The organism is Moraxella sp. CTOTU47618 (assembly GCF_032017425.1).
GTDB lineage: Bacteria > Pseudomonadota > Gammaproteobacteria > Pseudomonadales > Moraxellaceae > Faucicola > Faucicola tetraodonis.
The window spans coordinates 34,732-57,734 of sequence record NZ_DALZPW010000004.1 but is presented as its reverse complement, the minus strand read 5'-3'; the positions used below and the strand labels follow the sequence as shown (position 1 = coordinate 57,734).

The 23,003-nt window shown below is 36.9% G+C and carries 18 protein-coding genes and 1 tRNA gene; 16 read left to right on the top strand and 3 right to left on the bottom strand.

Annotated elements, in window-relative coordinates:
• Window positions 1–13: 13 nt before the first annotated feature.
• Complete coding sequence (locus tag RTS09_RS04880) at window positions 14–2,062, bottom strand: Lnb N-terminal periplasmic domain-containing protein (protein ID WP_312534843.1); 2,049 nt, start codon at window positions 2,060–2,062, stop codon at window positions 14–16.
• A 253-nt stretch (window positions 2,063–2,315) separates the two neighbouring features.
• Between RTS09_RS04880 and RTS09_RS04875 the strand changes: the two genes are divergently transcribed.
• Window positions 2,316–2,606 (top strand): YeaC family protein, encoded by a 291-nt coding sequence (locus RTS09_RS04875; protein ID WP_036595824.1) that lies wholly within the window; start codon window positions 2,316–2,318, stop codon window positions 2,604–2,606.
• A gap of 76 nt (window positions 2,607–2,682) precedes the next feature.
• Here RTS09_RS04875 and RTS09_RS04870 read toward each other — a convergent pair whose 3' ends face one another.
• The gene (locus RTS09_RS04870) at window positions 2,683–3,996 is read right to left on the bottom strand and encodes an acetyl-CoA C-acetyltransferase (protein ID WP_312534840.1); all 1,314 of its coding nucleotides are present in this window, start codon (window positions 3,994–3,996) and stop codon (window positions 2,683–2,685) included.
• 336 nt (window positions 3,997–4,332) lie between these two features.
• On the opposite strand from RTS09_RS04870, the gene RTS09_RS04865 reads away from it, so the two are divergent.
• From RTS09_RS04865 to RTS09_RS04850, 4 genes are all read left to right on the top strand, one after another.
• Window positions 4,333–5,715, top strand: coding sequence for a 3-oxoacyl-ACP reductase (locus RTS09_RS04865; protein ID WP_312534837.1), 1,383 nt, complete (start codon window positions 4,333–4,335; stop codon window positions 5,713–5,715).
• 271 nt (window positions 5,716–5,986) lie between these two features.
• Window positions 5,987–6,883, top strand: a complete 897-nt coding sequence (locus RTS09_RS04860) for a MaoC family dehydratase (RefSeq protein ID WP_312534834.1) — start codon at window positions 5,987–5,989, stop codon at window positions 6,881–6,883.
• 120 nt (window positions 6,884–7,003) lie between these two features.
• Complete coding sequence (locus RTS09_RS04855) at window positions 7,004–8,338, top strand: serine hydrolase domain-containing protein (protein WP_312534831.1); 1,335 nt, start codon at window positions 7,004–7,006, stop codon at window positions 8,336–8,338.
• Window positions 8,339–8,397: 59 nt separating this feature from the next.
• On the top strand, window positions 8,398–8,817 hold the full coding sequence (locus RTS09_RS04850) for an HIT family protein (protein ID WP_312534828.1): 420 nt from the start codon (window positions 8,398–8,400) through the stop codon (window positions 8,815–8,817).
• Window positions 8,818–8,857: 40 nt separating this feature from the next.
• On the opposite strand, the gene modA is transcribed toward RTS09_RS04850, so the two are convergent.
• Window positions 8,858–9,799, bottom strand: coding sequence for a molybdate ABC transporter substrate-binding protein (modA, locus tag RTS09_RS04845; RefSeq protein ID WP_312534825.1), 942 nt, complete (start codon window positions 9,797–9,799; stop codon window positions 8,858–8,860).
• A gap of 241 nt (window positions 9,800–10,040) precedes the next feature.
• Here modA and RTS09_RS04840 point away from each other — a divergent pair.
• The 11 genes from RTS09_RS04840 (at window position 10,041) to RTS09_RS04790 (ending at window position 22,997) form a co-directional block, all read left to right on the top strand.
• Window positions 10,041–10,127, top strand: a tRNA-Leu gene (locus RTS09_RS04840).
• A 329-nt stretch (window positions 10,128–10,456) separates the two neighbouring features.
• The gene (locus RTS09_RS04835; protein ID WP_312534822.1) at window positions 10,457–11,575 is read left to right on the top strand and encodes a polysaccharide biosynthesis/export family protein; all 1,119 of its coding nucleotides are present in this window, start codon (window positions 10,457–10,459) and stop codon (window positions 11,573–11,575) included.
• A gap of 16 nt (window positions 11,576–11,591) precedes the next feature.
• Complete coding sequence (locus tag RTS09_RS04830) at window positions 11,592–12,023, top strand: low molecular weight protein-tyrosine-phosphatase (RefSeq protein WP_312534819.1); 432 nt, start codon at window positions 11,592–11,594, stop codon at window positions 12,021–12,023.
• Between the two features lie 100 nt (window positions 12,024–12,123).
• Complete coding sequence (locus tag RTS09_RS04825; protein ID WP_312534817.1) at window positions 12,124–14,292, top strand: polysaccharide biosynthesis tyrosine autokinase; 2,169 nt, start codon at window positions 12,124–12,126, stop codon at window positions 14,290–14,292.
• A gap of 44 nt (window positions 14,293–14,336) precedes the next feature.
• A complete protein-coding gene (locus RTS09_RS04820; RefSeq protein WP_312534814.1) occupies window positions 14,337–16,274 on the top strand; it encodes a polysaccharide biosynthesis protein in 1,938 nt (645 codons plus the stop codon).
• Between the two features lie 109 nt (window positions 16,275–16,383).
• Window positions 16,384–17,355: a glycosyltransferase family 32 protein gene (locus RTS09_RS04815; RefSeq protein WP_312534812.1), complete on the top strand. Its 972-nt coding sequence runs from the start codon at window positions 16,384–16,386 to the stop codon at window positions 17,353–17,355.
• On the top strand, window positions 17,355–18,641 hold the full coding sequence (locus RTS09_RS04810; RefSeq protein WP_312534809.1) for an oligosaccharide flippase family protein: 1,287 nt from the start codon (window positions 17,355–17,357) through the stop codon (window positions 18,639–18,641). Before RTS09_RS04815 ends, RTS09_RS04810 begins: the two co-directional genes overlap by 1 nt.
• Before the next feature lie 227 nt (window positions 18,642–18,868).
• Window positions 18,869–19,861, top strand: a complete 993-nt coding sequence (locus RTS09_RS04805; RefSeq protein ID WP_050325745.1) for a glycosyltransferase — start codon at window positions 18,869–18,871, stop codon at window positions 19,859–19,861.
• A gap of 118 nt (window positions 19,862–19,979) precedes the next feature.
• The gene (locus tag RTS09_RS04800) at window positions 19,980–20,945 is read left to right on the top strand and encodes a glycosyltransferase family 2 protein (protein WP_312534806.1); all 966 of its coding nucleotides are present in this window, start codon (window positions 19,980–19,982) and stop codon (window positions 20,943–20,945) included.
• A 4-nt stretch (window positions 20,946–20,949) separates the two neighbouring features.
• Window positions 20,950–21,918, top strand: a complete 969-nt coding sequence (locus tag RTS09_RS04795) for a glycosyltransferase family 2 protein (protein ID WP_312534804.1) — start codon at window positions 20,950–20,952, stop codon at window positions 21,916–21,918.
• Window positions 21,915–22,997, top strand: coding sequence for a glycosyltransferase family 4 protein (locus RTS09_RS04790; protein WP_312534801.1), 1,083 nt, complete (start codon window positions 21,915–21,917; stop codon window positions 22,995–22,997). Before RTS09_RS04795 ends, RTS09_RS04790 begins: the two co-directional genes overlap by 4 nt.
• Window positions 22,998–23,003 lie beyond the last annotated feature (6 nt).

The following is a 23,003-nucleotide window of genomic DNA, read 5'->3' as shown; positions in this document are numbered from 1 at the left end:
GGAGGGGAGGAAGTCAATCAAAATAGTGTAGCCATTTTAGCGCAACCTCATCAACGTTATCGATATTGTCAGACTTTGGCAACCATTCACGGCTAGCGGTAACCCGAATCGCATTGGTTTGATTGATATCATATTGACTACCAATACTGAGTTTGGGCTGCCAGTAGCTTTCGTTATCGCTATCGCCACTTATCCAAAACGGCAGTGTTAATTCTGATATCGCGCGCCAATTTGGACGCAATTCTGCATTGCATCCAATATTGACGCCAAGCCCAGCGCGATAACCATGATATAAGCCCTTACCAAACTGCGCTGCAATAGTACCCAAGCCATAGCAAATATTGGCGGGCATATCGCCTGTGTCTGGGGCAGCGCTACCTAGTGCCACGCTTTTACCAAATTCACCGCTGATATTTGCGACCAAATGATTGTCTGTAACGCTGTGGTCATCTTTGTTGCTACTGTTGCTACCCTTGATACCATCAAAGACTCGCTGTAAGCCAATATTACCACCCCATGAAATACCTTTTTTTGCGCTATTAATCGGATGCAATGAACGCACATCAAATAATCCTAGTTGCTCAAGTTGCACGGTATCTTGGTGGTCAGCGTTGTCATGGATGCGAAGACCCATACTCAATGCCGTCAGTTGTGAGCCTATGGGATAGCCATCAATTTTATCTAACGCATCACGATATACCATGCGGTAATTTAACGTGATAGCCTGGTTACTATCTACTTTCGGTCGTCCACTGACCCTGTCAAACGACTGCTGGCTGACCCCGATATCAAATCGACTTAAAGGATTAGCCAGTACAGGATTGTCGCGGCTAGGCAATATCTGAGGACTTAACGGCCGATCTTGATGGGTATTGGTATTGGTATTGTTAAAAGCCTTGGGATGATCTGCCGCGTTGCGGGCATTTAACTGCGCTTGCACAACAGTCGGTGTGGAAGGACTAAAATTGGTAGAGCGAATCAAATTTTCCTGGTTTAACATGCGTACCACTTGGGCAGGGGAAATCATTGGGGAATCAGTCACTAAAAAATTTTTATCGGGAAAAATAGAATTTAGTAACACCAAAATTTCAGAGGCGCAATTATCGGATAACAGATAATAGGGCAAGTTTTGGTCTTTGATTTCCCAAGTTCGATAGGCAAGTTGTTTAACTTGTTTATCGGTGAGATTGAGCTGATATTGCCATACATTGCGCCCATTATCTTGCAAATATTCTTTGATACCTTGCTGATAATTGGTCATGGTAAATTCGCCCGCATTGCCACCAATACTAGATTTGTAAGCAAATTTTAAAAAATGCTCACCGTCGGTGATTTTCGGGGTGAAGTTCAAATAGTACTGATTGCTAAGGTCGGCATTATCAAATCGCAAAAAACTATGGGCAAACGCAGACGGTGGGCTATCTAAATACTCACTGGCGAAAATTAATGAGACGGATTGGGGATTGATTTTCTGTAGCCATGAATCGAGTGCATCGCAATGTTGGTTGGGTATGCTTGAGGTATCGATGGCTAAGTTTTCAATGAGCCACTGTGTACGAGCGGGAAAGCGACATTGGACAGAGGCATTATTTTTTTGGGTAGGGTGAAATAACTGTGTGAGGATTTCATCAAGTTCTGCTTGGGGATTTTTGGCGCCTTGCGCGCTGGCAAAAAATTGTCGTTGGCTTGCTTGTGAGTTAAAACGATTGTTGACCCGACTTTCAAAGGGCTGTTTTGTGGTGACTGTTTCAGGATAATACAACAACCGCAGCCACGCTTTTTGCGCAGCTAAGTTTTGCTCATGGGCGGATGTCAATGCCGTTTGCAGCGTTTGCGTAGCGGTAATAGGCGTCGGCGTAGATGGGGCTGTATCTGACAAAAATTGCTGAACTGGAGCAGTTGATACAGGCGATACAGGCGCTGCTAACGCATAATGTTGGCCGGATATTAGGCTTAATACAAAGACTGCTTTAGCCAACTGCTTTTGATTAAAAGCTGTCTTCTTTTGATTAAAAACACGGGTTACAGCGTGTTGATGATAGCTGTATTTGAGAGAGTTCATAGCGGTGCTCTTTTTTTATAAGGTAAAGTTTTATAAGGTAAGTTTTCACAACTTTTGATAAGCAAAGCATATAATATCTGTGTGAAAATTAACATTGCCCAATTTGTAATCACATCATTGTAGGCAGCTAGCCGACTGTAAGACAACTTGCCAAATAGATTTTATCTGCTTAATTTGCTATAATTTTTTAATTATTTAGCAAAATTTTTTTAAACTATTGTGATTTATTGAAGGGTATAAGGACAATTCAGTCATGGATAAACAAGCGATTTTATCAGCGTTAACGCCTGAAATTGTTGAAAAATTTCGTCAAGCGATTTCGCTTGGCAAATGGGAAGATGGTCGAAAGTTGACGGAGGAACAGCGTCAAACTTGTATGCAAGCGGTGATGGTGTGGGAGCATGAATTTTTAGGCGTAGAAGAGCGCACTGGCTATATTCATCGACCCAAAAAAGCGGCAGAAGACTGTGATATCGGTCATGATCATCACTACCCAAATAAACCGCAGGATGAGGACGGTGAAAAACCGATTAAATTTAGCTAAGCGATAAAAAAAGGCGAGTTCATTATCTCGCCTTTTTTACACTATTTTTTTTAAGTACTTCGTATTAGCTACTTGATTATTTTTCTAAAATGGCGACCACACCTTGTCCGCCCGCAGCACAGATAGAAATCAGCGCACGACCCGATCCTTTTTGATCGAGTAGTTTGGCGGTGCTAGCAAGAATTCGACCACCCGTTGCGGCAAACGGATGGCCTGCAGCAAGTGATGAGCCATTTACGTTGAGTTTACTGCGGTCAATCGCGCCAAGTGGCTTATCAAGACCTAAGCGTTCTTTACAAAAACTTTCGTCTTCCCACGCAGCAAGTGTAGACAATACCTGTGAGGCAAATGCTTCATGAATTTCATAATAATCAAAGTCTTGCAGCGTTAATCCTGCACGTTGCAACATACGTGGGACAGCATACGCAGGTGCCATCAAGAGGCCTTCTTTAACGCCTTTTTTACCTGTAAAATCAACCGCAGCGGTTTCTTGGTAGGTGAGATAAGCAAGCGGTTTTAATCCATTCGCTGCAGCCCACTCATCTGTGCCTAATAACACACAAGATGCGCCATCGGTCAGCGGTGTTGAGTTGCCCGCCGTCATAGTCGGGTTGGCATTTTTCTTACCAAATACAGGTTTTAATGACGCCAATTTTTCTAACGAAATATCGGGACGTAGATTATTGTCGCGTGTTAAACCCTTAAATGGCGTGATTAAATCATCAAAAAACCCCTCATCGTACGCACGTGTCAAGTTCTTATGGCTATTAAAGGTAAACTCATCTTGTGCTTCACGGGTGATTGCCCATTCAAGTGCGGTGATGGCTTGGTGGTCACCCATCGATAATTTGGTACGAGGTTCACCATTTTGCGGTGCATCAATCAAGTCTTTTGGATTAATGCTTAATAACGCTTGCAAGCGATCTTTATTGGTTTTGGCATTATTAAGTTTTAGCAGCGCTTTACGCAGCCCATCACCAATGCCTAAAGGGGCATCAGAGGTGGTGTCAACACCGCCTGCAATCCCTGAATCAATCAGCCCCAAGGCGATTTTATTGCTCACTGCGAAAGCCGCTTGTAGTCCAGTGCCACACGCCTGTGACACATCATAAGCAGGTGTTTGTGGACTTAACGCCGTGCTTAACACACATTCACGGGTGAGATTGATATCACGGCTTAATTTAATGACCGCGCCTGCCACAACTTCACCCAAGCGTTTATCTTGTAAGTTATAGCGTTCCACCAAGCCGTTAAGCGCAGCTGTCAACATTTCAGAGTTGCTGACATTGGCGTATTGGCCATTTGAGCGAGCGAATGGAATACGGTTGCCACCTAAAATAGCGACCTTTTTGCCAGTAGGCTGGTGAGTGGGATGTTGAAAATTGTCCATAGAAAAGTCCTTTTGAGCAATCAATTAAAAAAATTGGCTAAGCTTAAACCAAATAACTTTTTAAAAATAACTAAATTTTTTAAAAATAACTAAACTTTTTAAGTTGCAGTGATGTTACCATAAAACGTAGACAAAAATATCACCTAAAAGTATATATATAACGATAATTTATATAAATCAATAAAACCAATAAAATTTTATTTGATATGACTGTTCAAACTTGCTTGATTGGTATAAAATTCAGACACTAACTGTCTTTAATTGAGTGTTTAACTCAACTTTTAATTGAGCCTTATCTAATAGCCTAAGCAAAACTAACTATTCAAAGGAGTCCTTATGTCAGACCATTATTCCGAATTCGTTCAAAATCCATTGGGACGTAAGATTGCCCAAAATTTGGGTTTACCGATGCCAATTAACCTTGAGCGTTACAAAGACGGTCAAGCACCTATTACCGGCAGTGTCATTTTTGGGGTCAGTGAAAATGCCGTGATGGCAAATGACATCGCCAAAGTATTGGCGAATGTGCAAGCGGATGTTTATCTAGACCCTAATGAGTCAGCGCGTGATGCTTTGCAGAATGCGACGATTGACGCCGAGCAGTTTGGCGCGAATCAATATTTTAAAGTGGCTATTTTCGATGCTTCAGGTATCAACACAACCCATGAGCTGAAACAAGTTTACAACTTCTTTCATCCGATTGCGCGTTCGATTGACCGCTCAGGTCGCGTTATCGTCATTGGCTTGCCACCTGAAAAATGCACCAGTATTGCACAGGCAGCAGCCCAGCGTGCTTTAGAAGGATTTGTTAAATCCGTCGGTAAAGAATTTAAGCGCGGTATCACAAGCCAGCTTATCTATGTAGACCCAAATGCGGCGCAAAACCTTGAATCTACTTTACGTTTTTTTGCCTCACCACGTTCTGCTTATGTGTCAGGACAAGTGGTGAGAGTGGGTGAAGGCAACCCAGTCACGGTTGATTGGCAAAAACCTTTAAAAGATAAAACACTGGTGGTGACTGGCGCGAGCCGAGGTATTGGCGAAGCCATCGCGAAAGTATTATCGCGTGATGGCGCACATGTCATCTGTGTCGATGTGGCTGCCCAGCAATCGGACTTGCAAAAAGTAGCAGGCGAGATAGGCGGCTCTACTTTAACATTAGATATCACAGCCGATGATGCCGGTGAAAAAATAGCGGCAGCGGCAGCCAAACGTGGCGGATTAGATGGTATTGTCCACAATGCAGGCATAACGCGTGACAAAACATTGGCGAAAATGGATGATAACATGTGGGATGCCGTCATGAACGTCAATCTCAATGCCGAAGAAAAAATTGATGATTACTTACTCAGTCATGACAGTTTCAATGAAAACGCCAGAATCGTATGCGTATCATCCATTAGCGGTATTGCAGGCAATTTGGGACAGACCAATTATGCTACGAGCAAAGCTGGCGTGATTGGTGCGGTACAAGCGACTGCGCCTACGTTAAAAAACGGTATTACCATCAACGCGGTCGCCCCAGGATTTATCGAAACCCAAATGACCGCTGCCATACCTTTTGCGATTCGAGAAGCAGGTCGCAGAATGAACTCAATGAGCCAAGGCGGTTTGCCGATTGATGTGGCTGAAACTATCGCTTGGCTGGCTTGCCCTGCATCGGGCGGCGTCAATGGCAATATTGTCCGCGTCTGTGGTCAAAGTGTGTTGGGCGCGTAATTATTGACGGGCTGAAAAAAATCAGTATCGAAAATATCGCTACTGATTTTTTTTCATTATTTTTTCTAAGTATTTTTTCTAAGTCAAACTTAAACTAAGCTTTATGCAAAAAATCAACAATTAGAGTGTGACATTCGATTATAATAAACTAAGTTCTCAGATTTTGAGATCTGACGGTAATGAAAAGTAATGGAATATATCCGAACACTATCTAATCAACTAGCCATTTTTTGGCTCAAGCTTAAAAAGTAAAAAAGTAAGGACAGTCTGTATGTCAGACCAAAATTTTAGTCGTTTGCCAAAGCCGCACACCACCTATGCCAATATTATCAAAAGTTTTTTACCTATTGGCGACCAAGACAAATCGGCCGATGCGGTACTGCCCAATGCTACTTATAGCGTCAATACGCTTGAAATCGACCATGATAACTTAGCCGATTACCGCAGAATTTGTGGTTTTGAAAACAATAGCTACGTGCCGCCGACGTACTTTGCGGTGCTGTCGCAGTCGTTACAGATGAACATGATGGTCAAAGAGCCATTTCCCTTTGCCATGCTAGGCTTGATTCATGTGCAAAACAGTGTGACCCAATATCGGCGTATTAAAGATAGCGCAATTTTTAAAATGGCGGTGAGCTTCGCTAACCTGCGCGACCATGATCGTGGTAAGCAATTTGATTTTGTGACTAAAGTTTTTGAAAAAGACGAGCTGGTGTGGGAAGGGACTTCGACGTATTTATCACGCCAAAAAAGCAAAAAAACGACTCACAAAGCATCGACGACGCAAGTAGAAGCCAAGCCCACAATTGATAGTAATGATATGCATGAATTTTGGGAAATTCCCGAAGATATTGGGCGTCGCTATGCGTTTATCTCTGGGGATTTTAATCTGATTCACTTGCATCCTTTATCTGCCAAAGCATTTGGTTTTCCAAAAGCCATTGCCCATGGTATGTGGACAAAAGCCAAATGTTTGGGTGCGTTGGGTGATTTGCCCGAGAGCTTTACCTGTGATGTGATGTTTAAATTGCCGATTTTTTTGCCCTCTGAAGTGGAGTTTATCGCAAAATTTGATAACCGTGATGAGCAGGTGGATTTTGGTGTGTATGATCCCGCTACACCAAAAGCCAATTTGATTGGGAAAATCACCCAAGCGCAGGCTAAATAATAGCGATAAAAAAGCGACAGAAAAATTCCAATAAGGGTTCAATGTTAAGCGGCTATTTTTTAGTAGGGTGTTTTTTAGCACAGGATTTTTTAGGATGCTATTGAAGCAATGAAGGATTTAATGGATTATCAAGCGCTCAATCAACACCTAGCACAACTGTTATCACAATTTGATCTTAATCAAAAGGTAGGTGGCTGCAGTCTGGTCATTTTTCATGAAGGTAAAGCGGTCACTCAATTGGCTCACGGTATCGCAAATGTTGATAAGACTAACCAGCAAGTTACCCCTTGGCAGCCATCCACCCTGTCGCTGAATTTTTCGACAGGCAAGGGGATACTGGTTACGTTGATTCATATTTTAGTGAGTCAAAAGCTTTTAGCCTATGACAAAACTCTGGCTAGTTATTGGCCAGCATTTGCCCAAAATGGCAAAGATAGCGTCACTTTGCGTGATATGCTAACGCACGAGTCAGGATTATTTAATATTGTCAGTATTACCGAACACGCCAAAGACATGCTAGACTGGCAATTGATGCTCAGTAACGTCGAGCAAATGGCATTAAATAGTCCAACTAATACGCAGAGTTCAGGTAATAGTTCAGCTAATAAGAAGCAGCCTGTTGATCAATCAACCGAATCCAGTGCGGATTCCAGCGCGGCTTATAGCGCCTTGGTATCAGGCTGGGTATTGGGTGGGCTGATTGAAAAAGTAACGCAATTACCGCTGCAGCAAGTCCTAGAATATTATTTATTGCAACCGCTTAATTTGGTCGGTCAAGTCTACTTTGGGGTACCCAAAGACAAAGTTGAACAGGTTGCCGGCCAAATACGTGCCAAAGAGACTCAAGTTAAGCCTTTACTCACTCAAGATGCCGACTCAACGCTACGATTTTATCAATCCTTGCCTTTTTACCCCGAGTGGTTAACATTGTCTCAATCGGGCTCTCCTTTGACAACGCAGGCCATTAACGCGCTCTATTTTCAACCTGCTAATATCAATATCGAAGACTATAAATCTGCGCTGGTACCCATCGGTAGCAGACAATTTAATTATTATCACCCTGTCACCCTGCAGGCGAAAATTCCTGCCGCAAATGGAGTAGCCAGTGCGATAGCATTGGCAACAGTCTACGCCATGCTTGCAAATCGCGGCGTTTGGCAAGGTAAAACCCTAATCAATTCTGCTGTTTTTAAGGCGCTTTCAACCATTCACAATGAGCAATTTGACAAAATCATGCCAGCGGTGATGGCATGGCGACTCGGTTACCATCGCGTGTTTAGTCTGTTCCATGATGTGTCTGATGCATTTGGACATATGGGATATAATGGGTCTATGGCTTGGTGTGATCCTAGTCGCGCATTAGCAGTCAGCTTTGTACATAATTATGATGTAACTATGCTGGGTGATGATCGACAATTTATCTTGAATGAAACCATATTAGATTTTTTTGCTTAGCGCGTAATTGCTGAGTCTTGTTTCTTAGCCCCATTTAAACAATAAAAGGAATGTAATCAATGCAGTATGACAATCAAAATATTTTTGCCAAAATTCTTCGTGGCGAGATTCCTAGCCATAAAGTTTATGAAGATGACAAAACGCTTGCTTTCATGGATATCATGCCGATGGCAGAAGGGCATGTTTTAGTCATTCCAAAATGTGAAGCCGTTGAGTTGTCGGATATGCCAGCAGATTACATTGTGGCAGTTTTCAGCACCGCGCAAAAAGTCATGGCAGCGCAGCGCAAGGTATTTAATCGCCAAGGTATTGTGCAGATGCAGTTAAATAATGCGGAGGCAGGACAATCGGTATTTCATTACCACGTTCATTTGATTCCAAGCAGTATTTATCATCTTGGCTTGCATGAAAATCGTCAAGGCGATCATGAGCGTCTAGCATCGCTGGCTAATCAATTAAAATTAGCAATTGCAAATTAATTCGCGACTTGCAAGTAGCGGATAATTAAAACCCAACCTCCTATTTGCAAGCAGGTAAGATAGTTGTCGAGGTACAAATCGGCAAAAACCCCGCATCGGTTAAAACATCTTGTGCTTTTGCCGATTTTAGATAATCCACAAAAATTTGACTGGTGTAAGGTTGATTCAAAATAATGCCATCTTGCAGAATTGGCGGATAACTATTTTTAGGCAGTATCAAATAGTTATTGCTTAGCGTATTCACATTTTGCAGGGCAATGTTATTGGGTTTATTCAATACTTGCGAGAGGCTTACAAATCCAAAATCTGCTTTCCCACTTTCAGTTAACGCAAAAGTTTCATCTAGGGTATTGGTATAAATAATCTTAGGCTTGATATTATTATAAAGGTTTTGATTGACCAACCAGGCTTCTGCTGCCACGCCATAAGCTAAATTTTCTGGATTGGCTATCGCTAAACTAAAGGGTTTATTGTCGAGCATCAACTGATCAAGCGTGGTAGTAGGGCTAATGTCCATAGGATATTTATGACTATAAAGCACTAACTGCCCACGGGTATAAGTAAAAGGCGAAGATTTAACACCCTTAACACTGGCAAGCATTTGCTTTGGGTAAGTCTGGTTACCCGATAAATAAATATCAAAGCTTTGGGGATTGGCATTTACCGTATTATAGAGCGCAGTATTAGGCGCAAAAGTAATTTGAATCTTTATATTCGGATAATTATGGTTAAAATCTGATACCAAGATAGGCAATACCATGCGAAGATTGGAAAAAGCGGCAATACGTAGAGTTTCAGTCGCTTTGGGTGAAGAGGCAACAGGCGCATTGGTTGAAATTGTTTTGGCAGGTTCTTTGCTAGATTGGTTATTGGCCGCCGTTGAATTTTGATTGTTATTAGGAGAATTACAACCCGCCATTAATGCTGTGACAATAAATAGCATCCTATTGAAAAAGTTCGAGGCAGGTTGATTAAAAGTCATAAATTAACAAATTTTACCCTAGTTTTAGCGATATTATGATTAAGTGGCGGGCAAGAATACTATACAAAGTAGTAAGTGAGTGTGTAAAAAACGTATCGATTTTATTGAAAAATTATTTTTTACGTATTTCTCATTCTGAGGGAAAAATAATTGAAAAAGTTGTTGCAAAAAAAAATAAAGTTGCTAAAATACCACCCCACATAGCCGATTAGAGATAAGCTAAAAAGCTATAGCCATCCATGCCAGTGTGGTGAAATTGGTAGACACGACGGATTCAAAATCCGTTGCCTTTAAAAGCGTGTCGGTTCGAGTCCGACCACTGGTACCAAATTAAAGCTCCTGATAACAGGGGCTTTTTTTTTGAACGAAAGTTTCTGCATAAAAAATTGCTGTACAAATCATTAAGATGTTATGTTTAATTGTTTATCAAGCAAATCTATAATGCTATAATGGATTAAATGTTAACCAGCAGAAGTGCTAACTCTTTTCTTGGTAGCGAAAATATGAATTAATTTTTTAAGATAGCTATGTTACTTAAATTTACAAAATTTACAAGCCTGTAGCATTAAACTTTTATTACAATTACCCATCATATTGGCTGATACTGTTAGATTTTGCCTTTTTACTCTACGAGTTTTTATTCTACGAGATTGTCACATGTTAGCAAAGCTCATAAAATTATCTCCTATCATCTTTGCACTTTCATTTGCTGGATGCAGCTCTAAGACAGCAATTATTAGCGGTATGAGAGTTGGTAAATTGCCCGAATCGACAGCACTCGACCAACCCGTGTCGTTTGTAGCAGACAATGGCATGCGGTTTAATGTGACCGAATTAACGGCAAATAACATTCCTATGCCTAACCTGTTAGGCTCGAGAACGATCTCATTTCCGCCTGTTTCGAAGTCCGCTGGAACTTATACTACAATTGCAAAAGGCGATGTGATTGAAATATTCTTACCAGGATATCCTGAAATCACGCAAGGTGTTCAATCGGCAGGAAATAGTATTTATGCGAGTGGCTACCTAGTCGACCAAAGCGGTTTTTTGCAGTTTCCCATGATAGGGCGAGTGAAAGCTGAAGGTTTAACAGTTTCACAACTCACCAGCCACCTAGCAAGCCGTTTATCTCGTTATCTTAAACACCCAGATCCGCAAGTACGGGTCATTTCCTATCGGGGGCATAAGTTCTATGTTGATGGCCAGGTAAAATCGCCTGGACAGTATGATATCGCTGATCAACCAGTCAATCTGTATACAGCAATCAGTATGGCAGGCGGTACTACTAATACCTCAGATACCGACAATATTCAGCTGATACGCGACGGTAGAATCTACAACTTTGGTTTTAAATCACTGCAAAATGCCGGGTACTCGCCAAATTCGCTATATTTGAGAAATGGCGATACCATCAAAGTTGGTGATATTACCAATCATAAAGTCACAGTAATGGGTGAGTTTACCAAACCCAGTACTATCCAAATTCCTGAGAATGGATTAAGTTTGATTGGTGCGATAGGGGAAGCCAATGGTATAGTTCCTACCTCTGCAAATGCTAAAAAGGTATACGTATTAAGAGAAAACAATTATCAAAACGAGTCGAATATCTATCATATTGATTTAACCTCCATTACAAATTTTTCGGTTGCAAATCGATTTAAAATGCAGCCGGGTGATGTGGTGTATGTAGACCCAACTGGTTTAACACGCTGGAATCGTATTCTTAGTCAAATCCTTCCTTCAGCGGCATTACCTGGAGTTGTAAGACAATTTTAATAGCTAGGTTTTTATTATGTCATTTAAAAAAATTTTAGTGGTATGCGTCGGTAACATCTGCCGCAGCCCTATTGGTGAAGCGCTATTACAGAAACAACACCCCAATCTCATCGTTAAATCAGCGGGCTTAAGTGCACTAGTGGGCGAAGGGGCAGATGACAAAGCCATTCAAGTGATGGATGAATGGAATGTTGACATTCGTAATCATCGCGCCCAGCAGCTTACCAAAGAATTGATGCAAACCTTTGATTTAGTACTCTGTATGTCCAAAGATCAAGAGAATTGGATGAAACAAAATTACTCAAGCCAACGTGGCAAAGTATATCGCATTGGTCATTGGATAAATGAAAATGTAGCCGATCCTTATAAACTACCCATTGAAAAATTTTATGAAAGTCGAGCAGTGCTCAATAAAGCCGTAGAAAGTTGGAAGGATAAATTAGCGTAAATTCTGACGCTAGCCAGTTTTTCGAAATTATAAGAAAGATTTATTTATTCTGTAACAATTAAAATGTATTTTATCGTAGTTTAGCATCAAGTGAGTAAGCATGGATCAGAAAGTGAATGATGATGAAATTGATTTAAGAGCGTTGATCGCAACTTTGTTAAATCATTGGAAATTAATTTTATCAATGCTGTTACTTGGTTTATTAGGCGGTCTCTATTATGCCCAATCGGCAACGCCAATTTATAAAACCAACTCATTGATTCAAGTTGACAAAAAATCCTCAGGCGTTTCTGCGTTAGGTGAGGATGTTGCCGGTCTTCTAAACGCTCAAGATGGTTCTGCACAAACGGAAGTAGAAATCATCAATTCTCGCATGATTCTGTGGCCTGTCATTAACCAATTGCATTTGGATTTAACTGTCAATCAACTTAAAGACAGTTTTTTAGACAAATTACTTACCAAGAAAAGTGTTCTAGTTAGTCATACAGACAATGGTGTGGGTAACTTAAAGGTGGGGCTTTGGATAGCTGAATTTAATGTACCATTAGCTTATCAAAACAAGAATTTCGTGTTGACAGCAATTGACAGCCAAAATTTTAAACTGATTTCGCCTGATGGCGCTGAGTTTACCGGTAAAGTTGCAACAGCATCGCGTTTCAAAACGAGTGCGGGTAATATAGATATTCAAGTCACTTCATTAGCACCTGGTTATTCTTATAACTTGAGTAAACTTACACCGGCTAAGGCGATAGATAACCTTAGAGCAAATCTTGCGGTGGCTGAAAAAGGTAAACAAACAGGCATTTTAGACGCTTCACTTACAGGCGCTAATCAAGATGAAATCACCCATACATTAACGCGCATCGTTAAAATGTATGAAATGCAAAATCTTGATAAAAGTAGCGCGGAAACGACAAAAACCCTGGCATTTATGCAAGAGCAACTGCCTAAATTAAAAACAAAACTTGCCGAAGCGGAAGCAAAATTTAATAATTTCCGTGAGCAAAATGCGACAGTTGATATTGATAAAGAAGCGGAATTGGCTGTCAAAGTAAGATCTGAGATTGAAACCAACCTGCGTGAGCTTGAGCTAAAACGAGCCGAATTATCCGAGCGTTACACGGATGAATACCCAGTATTAAAGCAATTAAACATGCAAATACAGGAGCTAAGAGACAAAGAAGAGGCGCTTAAACAAAATATTACGCGTATTCCAGAGGTTCAGCGGCAATTTTTGGAACTATCGAGTGATGTTAAGATTAGCAATGAGATTTATTTAAATATGCTCAAAAATTATGAGCAGCTTCAAATTGTCAAATCTGGACAGCTGGGCAATGTACGCATCATCGATTTACCGATTAACACTTATGTACCAATTGCCCCTAAAAAAGCGCAAATTGTTTTAATCGCGACCCTTTTAGGGTTAATGCTAGGCATCGGACTAGCATTCTTAAAATCATTGCTGTTCGCGGGCGTGAAAGACTTAGAAGAATTAGAAAACAATACGGATATTCCGGTGATTGGTGTCATTCCTCATTCGCCTCGATTAACGCGGTTGTTAAAAAGTAAATCAACTAAAATTCCTTTGGTTGAGCAAATCGAACCTGAAGGGGTTGTCAGTGAGGGCTTTAAATCCATTCGCACTCATTTATTGTTTAATGCAACAAAAACCGATGGCAATACGTTGTTGATAACAAGTGCAGGACCTGGTGTCGGTAAGTCATTTATTGCCGCCAACCTTGCCGTGGCAATGGCGATGACAGGTAAACGTGTCCTGTTAATTGACGCGGATACTAGGTTAGGTCATCTGCAAGATCGATTTAACTTGCCAAATATCAATGGACTGGTTGATTATTTGGTTGATGATACGATTGATGCGGCTAATAGCAGCTATATGATTCAAACCACACTATACGAAAATCTGCATTTTATACCTAGGGGCAAAGGCCATAGCCACGCTTCAGAATTATTATTAAATGGAAAAATGAAAGCGCTTCTAGATTTTTATCGTCAGTTTTATGATTATATCATTATCGACACTTCACCTGTAATGGGCACTTCAGATGCGCTATCGATAGGGCAGTTGGTGGATTCAGTCTTATTCGTGGTACGATATGAGGTATCAAACGTAAAACAGGTAAATTATGCGATCGAAAAACTACAACGTGCGAATGTAAAAGTAGAAGGGATTATTTTCAATGATGCTAAGCAGTCTTTAATTGGCGCCTATAATTATCACTATGGTTATGAATACAAATCAAAAAATTAACGATATAAAGATAAATCATAGCCCTATCATCTACTAGGTTTTATATGAGCAATACAACTAACGCTACTAAAGCGCCTTTAGCTTTTACTGTACTATCCAATGCGATTGAGCAGCCTCGCTGGCTAAAAGTGGTGAGCCTGTTTGTGATAGATTATATTGCATCTATTATTACTTTGATTTTAGCGATTGCTCTAAGGTATGCAAAATTTGATTTTCATACCAATATCTTGTCAATTATACTACTTGGCGCTTTACCTGTTATCTTTTTAGCGGTTACTAAGTTTTACTCGCATGTTATTCGAGTTTTTCAAGATGAGAGTATGCGCTGGGCGCTCGTAGTTTTGTTAGGTTATCTATTAATTAGTCAAATACTGATTTTTTTAGGGGTAACGCCTGATATCCCTAGAGCAGCGACCGCTATCCATGTTTTTTTGCTTTATGTATGGATATGGAATAGCCGAATTGTTTTGCAATTTATTATTTCAAGAACATTGCATCCTGAGTTTTATACACAAAAAAAAGAAAATGTATTAATTTACGGTGTGGGTCATATCACGAAAGATTTGATGCATGTACTTCATCAAACTCATCAATTTAAAATAGTTGGGATTATCGATGTCAATGATAATTTTATTGGTGCTAGGGTATTAGGGGTTAAAGTCTATCCTAAAGATAACCTTGAGTCTTTAATTAGAGAATTAGAAGTTAATCATGTATTTTTTGTATTACCTAGCCATCAGCGTCATATCCAAGAGCGTATTGTCAAGCAACTGGAAAACGTACCAGTTAAAATTAGTGAAATTCCAAGTTTGGAAGAAATCACCAGTGGTCGAATTAAATTATCAGATATTAAGCCTGTCGATGTGCTAGATGTGCTACAACGCAATACGGTTAAACCAGATTCATCGCTGCTTGCCAAGAACATCAAAGATAAAGTTGTGATGGTGACAGGGGCGGGCGGTTCAATTGGTAGTGAGTTATGTCGCCAAATATTAAAGCAGCAACCAAAAGCCTTGGTATTATTTGAACTGTCGGAGTATGCGCTTTATGCCATACATAGTGAACTGCAAAAACTTGCTAAAAATATGCAGCAGGAAAGGCAACTACCGACTGTGACGCCACTTCATGTTCATCTAGGCAGTGTTACCAATCAAAAACTTATTGAACTGTTGTGCAACCAGTACAAGGTTCAAACCATCTATCATGCAGCCGCTTATAAACATGTCCCTATCGTCGAAAGTAACGAATACGAGGGTGTAGTCAATAATTTTGTTGGTACTTATAATACTTTAAAAGGCGCAGTCAGTGCGGGTGTGGAAACCTTTGTTGCGATTTCAACGGACAAAGCCGTTAGACCAACCAATGTCATGGGCGCGACCAAACGCATGGCAGAGTTAGCTTGTCAAGCGATAGCTGCAGACCAATCAACAACCACTATCAGTATGGTGAGATTTGGTAATGTATTAGGTTCATCAGGTTCTGTCGTACCGCTGTTTAATAAGCAAATTGCAGCTGGCGGGCCTATCACCCTGACACATCCAGACGTGACAAGGTATTTCATGACTATTCCTGAGGCTGCCCAGCTTGTTATCCAAGCAGGTGCGATGGCACATGGTGGCGAGGTGTTCGTGCTTGATATGGGTGAGCCAGTCAAGATTATGGACTTGGCCAAACGTATGATTACGTTGAGTGGACTTAAAGTTAAAGACCAACATCACCCTAATGGTGATATTGAAATTGTCATTGCGGGTTTACGCCCCGGTGAAAAATTGTATGAAGAGTTAATCATCGATGGGGATAATATAGAGAAGACCCAGCATCCATTAATTATGCAAGCAAGAGAACGTAGTTTTGCTAAGATTGAACTTGATAATTTCATAGATCTTATCATTGAACAATATAATAATGAAAAAGATTTATATTGGCTAAGACAGAGATTTGAGTATTTTGTCGAGGGATATAGGAATAGAATTAACCCCTAGCTAATAGGCATCTGTAATATAGAAAATTACTAATGGTTTTAGCCTATCTAATTTAATGAAATATGTATTCATTTCTAAAAGTCTATCTATTTACTATGGTTTAACCCCAATGAATAAAACTCAACTGTTAAAAAATTTAGGTCTATATGAATACGCACTTTTTTTAAAAGAGAAAATGACATTTAACTTTAATGAGTTTTCTAAGCTAGTTTATAATGAGCAATTAGAGAAAGATATTATCATTAAAAATAATAATAAAAAAAATGCTGATATACCAAAAATAATTTGGATGTTTTGGGATAGTGAAAATATTCCTGCAGAGGTTAATCTATTTAAAGAACGTATAGAAATTGATAATCCTGAATATCAATTAAATTTAGTAACTTTTAAGAATTTAAATTTATATTTAGATGAGTTAGTATTTGATGAAAATATTGAAATCCCTATTGCCAATAAAAGTGATGTAATTAGATTGGCGCTGCTTTATAAGTATGGGGGTATTTGGCTAGATATTACTACGATATTATTAAAACCGCTTTCCTGGTTTTTACAAATTGATAATATTAATAATTTTGATTTGATTGCTTTTTATCGTGAAAAATCAACGACTGATTTTTCTCGACCGATTATAGAAAATTGGTTTTTGGCTGCCCCGCCAAATAGTGAATTTATAAAAAAATGGTATGAGGCATTAGCGCCTTTATTGACTATGGGCGCAAAAAAATATTTTTTTAAATTAAAGGAACATCCAAATTATACTCAAATTTTACAATCTATAGATAGGCCTGATTATCTCTTGGCTTATTTAGCTGCCCAATTAGTGTTATTAAACCATCCCACTCAATACAATTTTTATCTTCGAAAGTGCGAAAATAATGCTTTTTTGATTCATGAAAATGTGAAATGGAAGGCTATCAAGATTAATAGTTATTTAGCTTTTAAAGATAAAGAGAAGACCAATGGATTACCAATTGTCAAGATTACGTCCATTGAACGTACGTTCTTAAAGTATTTACTACAAAGTAAATTAATTAATGCAAATAGTATTTACGGCTCGTTATATAAAGATAAGAAACGCTAATGAAAAATAGTCTAAAGAAGATATTAAATGAACGATTAAAAAATTCTTTATGGATGGTAAGTGAAAAAGGTATAAGTTTTTTTGGCTTAATATTTGTCACTTCCTTAGTGGCAAAATATATAGGGCCTTCGGTATATGGAGAGCTAGCACTTGCAGGTACTATTTTTGCTATTGTAAGAGCGGTAGCAATATTAGGCATCGATCAAATTTATTTTAAGCAGGCAAGCAAGAAATCTTATCAAAATGATCAATTGATTATAAATGCAATCTATATTATAAGCAGTATTTATATCCCTCTCTCAATTTTAACGCTAAGCTGGTTTTATTTGTTTGGTAGTGGTCAACATACAGTGTTTTTTGTTGCCACGTGTTTAGCGGTTTATATTGGCGTAATCGATATTAGGGCTATTCATTTGGATGCGATTTTGCTTTCTAAGTATAATGTGATCGCAAACTTAGTTGGTATCTTAATTAGTTTGATTCTAAGATACCTATTAGTGTATTTTGACTTACCTATTGAATTATTATCAATTCCAATAATTCTTTCTGCTTTTATTCCTTTTTTATTAAGACAGGCAATTTTTAATTCTAAAATTAAACTGCAAAGTAGCAACTTTAAGCGTATCCATTTCGTGAGTTATTATAAATATTTTTTAAAGGTTGGTGCACCTTTAGTGTTATCAAGCTTATCAGTTACAATTTATACGCAATGCTCCAATTTAATTTTAGCTACATTTGAAAGTACCAAAGAAGTCGGGTATTATGCAGTTGCCTCAACGCTAGCAGGTTGTTGGTATTTTGTACCTGTTACTCTTATGATGTCTTATCTATCAGGCATTTACAATGAAAGGGATGAGGAAAAATCAATACAAAAGTCAGTAAAATTATTTAGAAGTATTAGTATTTTTTGTATTTTTATTATTATAATATTGAGCTTTTTTGGCAAATTCATTATTACTAAATTATATGGTGATGCGTTTATACCTTCAATTAAAATATTTTATTATCTACTGTTAGCAAACTATTTTTCGGTGATGGGTTTTTTCTTCTTTAGATTGACATTAAAATATGGGGGTTATAAATTCTTAGCTAATAAGATGGTATTTTCCTGTGTAATTAATGTACCACTTACATATATTTTCGTAAGACTTTATGGCGTTATTGGCGGCGCTTACGCAATTATTATCACTGAGTTTATTTCAAGCTTTATAATTAATCTATTTTATAAACCTTTGAGGGCAAAAGAAATACTATTGCAAACAATTGGATTTAGGAGCGCTAAATAACTTAATGATTAAAATTTTACTGCGTACGATAACGTACTTATTCAAAAAACTTTAAAAATTTTTAAATTAATTATAGAGAATGAGTATGAATTCTACTTAAGAAAAATGATTACACTTTTATATCATGTATATTTGGTCTAAATAAGAAATATAAAACATTTTTAATTAATAGTGTTAAAAAGGGTTTTAGAAATCTAGTAAAATATAATGACAGATAAGGTAGGAAGATGTCACGGATTAAATTAAGTTTAGTAATACCAATGTACAATGTTGAAAATTATATTGTAGAGTGTATTAATAGTATAAAAAGTCAGATTACTGAGGAAGTTGAGGTAATTATTGTTGATGATGGGTCAACGGATAATTCAAAAAAAGTACTTGATGATATTATTTTAAACTTGCCAAAAATTAAATCTAATCAATTTAAAGTTCTTAGTCAAAAAAATCAAGGGCAGAGTGTCGCCAGAAATACCGCCTTAGATATTGCTATCGGTAGTTACGTGGCTTTCGTAGATTCTGATGATATTTTACCTGAAAATTATTTTAAACAGGTCGTAGAAATAATTGATACTTATCAACCTGATGTAATATGCTGTGAAGCAGAGCGTTTTCTAAGGAAACCTAACGATACTAATTTTAGAATTTATTTATCTGATCAAGAGGGTTATGTTGAAAATACTCAAGAAGTAAAACAAAGAATTTTTAATCAGCATAATTGGTACCCATGGTTATATATTTTCAAAAGAGAAGTATTTGCAGATAAAAGATTTATCCCAGGTATTTATTTTGAAGATATTATATTTATGACGGATGTAATTATTAGAGCTCGTAACTTATATTTTTCTAAAATGGTAAGTTATTATTATCGAAGTAATGCTGAAAGTAGTCTCAGAGCTGTAAATCTAAGTAATATAAAGAAACAGAAATTAAGTTATGAATTTGTGATTAACTACTCCTATGAAAAAATACTGAGTAATAAGCTGTATGCAATAACTTATATATATTGTTTAGCTGATTATATTACTGACAGTGTTAACAAATTCAACATGAAACCTTTACAAGTAATGAAAAATTATTTTCCATTAAGAGATTTGGAAAATAGGGTTGATCTAAATTTGATACAACGTCAAGGCTATCATAACTTTTATCAACATGGTTTCATATTTATAGGGTGGATTTGGCTACATCATAAACTAAAGAAGCAAAAAATGGCTAATTAAAGTACTAAGTAATCTAAATTGTATAATAAAGTATTATTTAATGAATTTTTATTTAAAAATTAATTTACCTTCATTGAAAAATATTATTATTGATAGATAGAAGTTAGTGAGAACAATCATGCATTTACAGCAGAAAGTTTCAATTGTAATGCCAGTGTATAATGTAGAAAATTATATAGTATCCTCTATTAAGTCTGTACTTAATCAGACCTATAAAAACTTTGAGTTAATCATTGTGATTGATGGCTCAAAAGATAATAGCGAAGCTATTGCAAGAGAATTCGAAAAAGCAGATAGTAGAGTAAAGGTTTATACCAAGCCAAATGGTGGTATATCGGATGCTAGAAACTACGGTATTGATAATGCCCAAGGGGAATATCTAATATTTTTAGATAGTGATGATTTCTGGAATTATGATCTTGCTCTAGAAGAAATAAATAAAATTATAAATCAAAATAAAGAATTAGATCTCATAATTTTTGGGCATACTCAATTTGATGATGGAGAAGTTAATATCAAAGAAACAGTTTTTCCAACATTACAAATCAAAAGTGGAGAATTTGAAGCTGATCTAGATTATCTGATTGAAAAGAAAATTTATAAAGCTGCTGCATGGGATAAAGTAGTTAAAAAGTCGATCTTAGTAAACAATCAAATTTATTTTCCTATTAATAAAATACATGAGGATGCAGTGTTCTTATCTTCATTGGTACTTAGATTAGATAACATTTATTTTTCTGATAAAAAAATTTATAACTATAGATATAATGTAAATGGCAGCCTACTTTCAGCTTCTTCGAAGAATGTTCAGAAAAATATTAATAGCTATAAATTTATAATAAATTATTTTTATAATGAAATAAGAAACAATAATTTTTATTCTATATCTTATGTAATTTCATTACAAACTTATTTAGCATACTTAAAAGATAAAAAAGGTATTTTTGCAATGATAAAAGCATATTATGAGTTTCTTGATTATCATAAATATGTGAACAAAAAATTACTGTTAAATAGAGGCAATTTTTTATTTTATAAATTTGGTGTTTTTTTTCTTATTTTTCTAAGTATTTTTAGGAAGTAATTATATGGTTAATTTAAGTTTAATTGTTCCTGTTTATAATGTGGAAAATTATATTATTGAATGTTTAAATTCAATTGTAAAGATTATTCCTACAGATGGTTCAACTGAGGTAATTATTGTTAATGATGGTAGTCCAGATAATTCTATTAATCTGATAGAAAATTATATTTTAAATTTAAATGATAATATAAAAAATAATTTTCATATTCTTAGTCAAGAAAATAGAGGTCTTAGTGGCGCTCGTAATACAGGAATAAATAATGCTAAAGGTCGATATTTAGCGTTTCTTGACTCTGATGATGTACTTCAAGGTGATTTTTTTAATGATATTTTGGCTATAATAAAGAAACATAATCCGGATATTGTTGAGTTTAGAGCTATTCGCTTTGATGATAATGGCAATACATCAAATTTTTTCCCGAAATTATTTGATGATGGCTTTTATAATATAGATCAAAAGATATGGAAAAAACTGTGTAATAGATCTGCATGGTTCTCATGGTTAAGAGTTTATAATAAAAATTTATTTGATGATATCAGATTTCCTGAAGGAAAGAACTATGAGGATGCTTATACTACGCCTTATGTTTATTTAAAGGCAAAAAATATTTATTTTTGTAATAATGAATATATAGGTTATAGAATTAATCCGAATGGAATTACTGCCACTAAATCTATAAAAAATATAGATGATATAGGGGGAGCTGCTGAGAAGCTAATAGGCTTTTTTAACTATAAGCCCGAATTGAGCTCAAGTTTTATATCTTTAGCGCAAAACTATATAGCTGATAGCTTTGAAACGGAGGGCTTTTTTGTGGCAAATAAGAGATGGAAAGTGTTAAAAGAGCAATTATATACATCATCATTTGATAAAAAATATATAGTAAATCGCGGGAATAAATTTTTTTTTCTATTTGGAATATATTTTATCAGTGCAATTTTTTATTCAAGAAAATTTGGTATTAAAAAATGAAAAAAATTTGTTTTCTTATTGGTAATTTAAACAACTCTGGCGGTACAGAAAGAGTAACAACGCTGATTGCCAATGCATTAGCCCAAAAAGACTTTCAAGTATCTATTTTAAGTCTTGTGGATGGAAAGCAGCCTTTTTTTGAGCTAGTGCCGAGTATTAAAACATATTCACTTTATCCCGAAAAAATTTCATTCAAAAAAAACTTTTTTGGTGCTGTATGGCGCATTCGAAAGTTTGTTACACAGCATCAGATAGATACTTTGGTAGTGGTAGATAGTATTTCCTGTATTTTTACAGTACCAGCTTTAATTGGCCTGAATATAAAACATATATGCTGGGAGCATTTTAATTTTAATGTCAATCTCGGAGTAAAGTATCGTGATATCGGACGCAAATGGGCAGCTAAATGTTGTGATAAGATAGTGGTTTTAACTAATAGAGATAAAGAACTATGGTTAGAGGGTATTAAGAAAAATAATATAAATTCAAAGTTAGTGACAATTCCAAATCCCAATCCTTATGAAAATACTAATATTGACCGTTATTCAACACGAGAAAAAGTTATAGTTGCTGCAGGTCGATTAACTGAGCAGAAAGGCTTTGACTTACTTATAAAAGCTTGGGCTAAAATATCAAATCACCATACTGAATGGGTATTAAAGATAATTGGAAGCGGAGAAGACAAAGAAAGCCTTGAATTGCTTGCTAAAAATGAAAATGTCGATTCAAGTGTTGAATTAATTCCTGCTACAAAAAACATAGAGATATTTTATAAACAAGCTTCAATATTTTGCTTAAGTTCTCGTTATGAAGGTTTTGGTATGGTAATTTTAGAAGCACAGGCTTTTGGTTTGCCTGTAGTAAGTTTCGAATGTGATTGTGGTCCTTCTGATCTAATTCAACATGGAAAAAATGGTTATTTAGTGCCAAGGGAAGACATTGATGCATTGAGTAAGAGTCTTTCTAAAATGATGTCTTTATCAAAAGATGATTATATTGAGTATTCATACAATGCATATTTGAATGCTAATAAATTTAATGTGAAAAATTTATTAAATCTTTGGCTTGAAATTGTGTAGGTTTTA

What these genes read in the sequence shown, in the direction of transcription:
- RTS09_RS04810 (WP_312534809.1), top strand. Translation starts at nt 17,355, where the DNA reads ATGAAAAATAGTCTAAAGAAGATATTAAATGAACGATTAAAAAATTCT.
- modA (WP_312534825.1), bottom strand. Translation starts at nt 9,799, where the DNA reads ATGACTTTTAATCAACCTGCCTCGAACTTTTTCAATAGGATGCTATTT.
- RTS09_RS04870 (WP_312534840.1), bottom strand. Translation starts at nt 3,996, where the DNA reads ATGGACAATTTTCAACATCCCACTCACCAGCCTACTGGCAAAAAGGTC.
- RTS09_RS04860 (WP_312534834.1), top strand. Translation starts at nt 5,987, where the DNA reads ATGTCAGACCAAAATTTTAGTCGTTTGCCAAAGCCGCACACCACCTAT.
- RTS09_RS04825 (WP_312534817.1), top strand. Translation starts at nt 12,124, where the DNA reads ATGGATCAGAAAGTGAATGATGATGAAATTGATTTAAGAGCGTTGATC.
- RTS09_RS04815 (WP_312534812.1), top strand. Translation starts at nt 16,384, where the DNA reads ATGAATAAAACTCAACTGTTAAAAAATTTAGGTCTATATGAATACGCA.
- RTS09_RS04865 (WP_312534837.1), top strand. Translation starts at nt 4,333, where the DNA reads ATGTCAGACCATTATTCCGAATTCGTTCAAAATCCATTGGGACGTAAG.
- RTS09_RS04850 (WP_312534828.1), top strand. Translation starts at nt 8,398, where the DNA reads ATGCAGTATGACAATCAAAATATTTTTGCCAAAATTCTTCGTGGCGAG.
- RTS09_RS04880 (WP_312534843.1), bottom strand. Translation starts at nt 2,062, where the DNA reads ATGAACTCTCTCAAATACAGCTATCATCAACACGCTGTAACCCGTGTT.
- RTS09_RS04790 (WP_312534801.1), top strand. Translation starts at nt 21,915, where the DNA reads ATGAAAAAAATTTGTTTTCTTATTGGTAATTTAAACAACTCTGGCGGT.
- RTS09_RS04805 (WP_050325745.1), top strand. Translation starts at nt 18,869, where the DNA reads ATGTCACGGATTAAATTAAGTTTAGTAATACCAATGTACAATGTTGAA.
- RTS09_RS04855 (WP_312534831.1), top strand. Translation starts at nt 7,004, where the DNA reads ATGGATTATCAAGCGCTCAATCAACACCTAGCACAACTGTTATCACAA.
- RTS09_RS04835 (WP_312534822.1), top strand. Translation starts at nt 10,457, where the DNA reads ATGTTAGCAAAGCTCATAAAATTATCTCCTATCATCTTTGCACTTTCA.
- RTS09_RS04800 (WP_312534806.1), top strand. Translation starts at nt 19,980, where the DNA reads ATGCATTTACAGCAGAAAGTTTCAATTGTAATGCCAGTGTATAATGTA.
- RTS09_RS04830 (WP_312534819.1), top strand. Translation starts at nt 11,592, where the DNA reads ATGTCATTTAAAAAAATTTTAGTGGTATGCGTCGGTAACATCTGCCGC.
- RTS09_RS04820 (WP_312534814.1), top strand. Translation starts at nt 14,337, where the DNA reads ATGAGCAATACAACTAACGCTACTAAAGCGCCTTTAGCTTTTACTGTA.
- RTS09_RS04875 (WP_036595824.1), top strand. Translation starts at nt 2,316, where the DNA reads ATGGATAAACAAGCGATTTTATCAGCGTTAACGCCTGAAATTGTTGAA.
- RTS09_RS04795 (WP_312534804.1), top strand. Translation starts at nt 20,950, where the DNA reads ATGGTTAATTTAAGTTTAATTGTTCCTGTTTATAATGTGGAAAATTAT.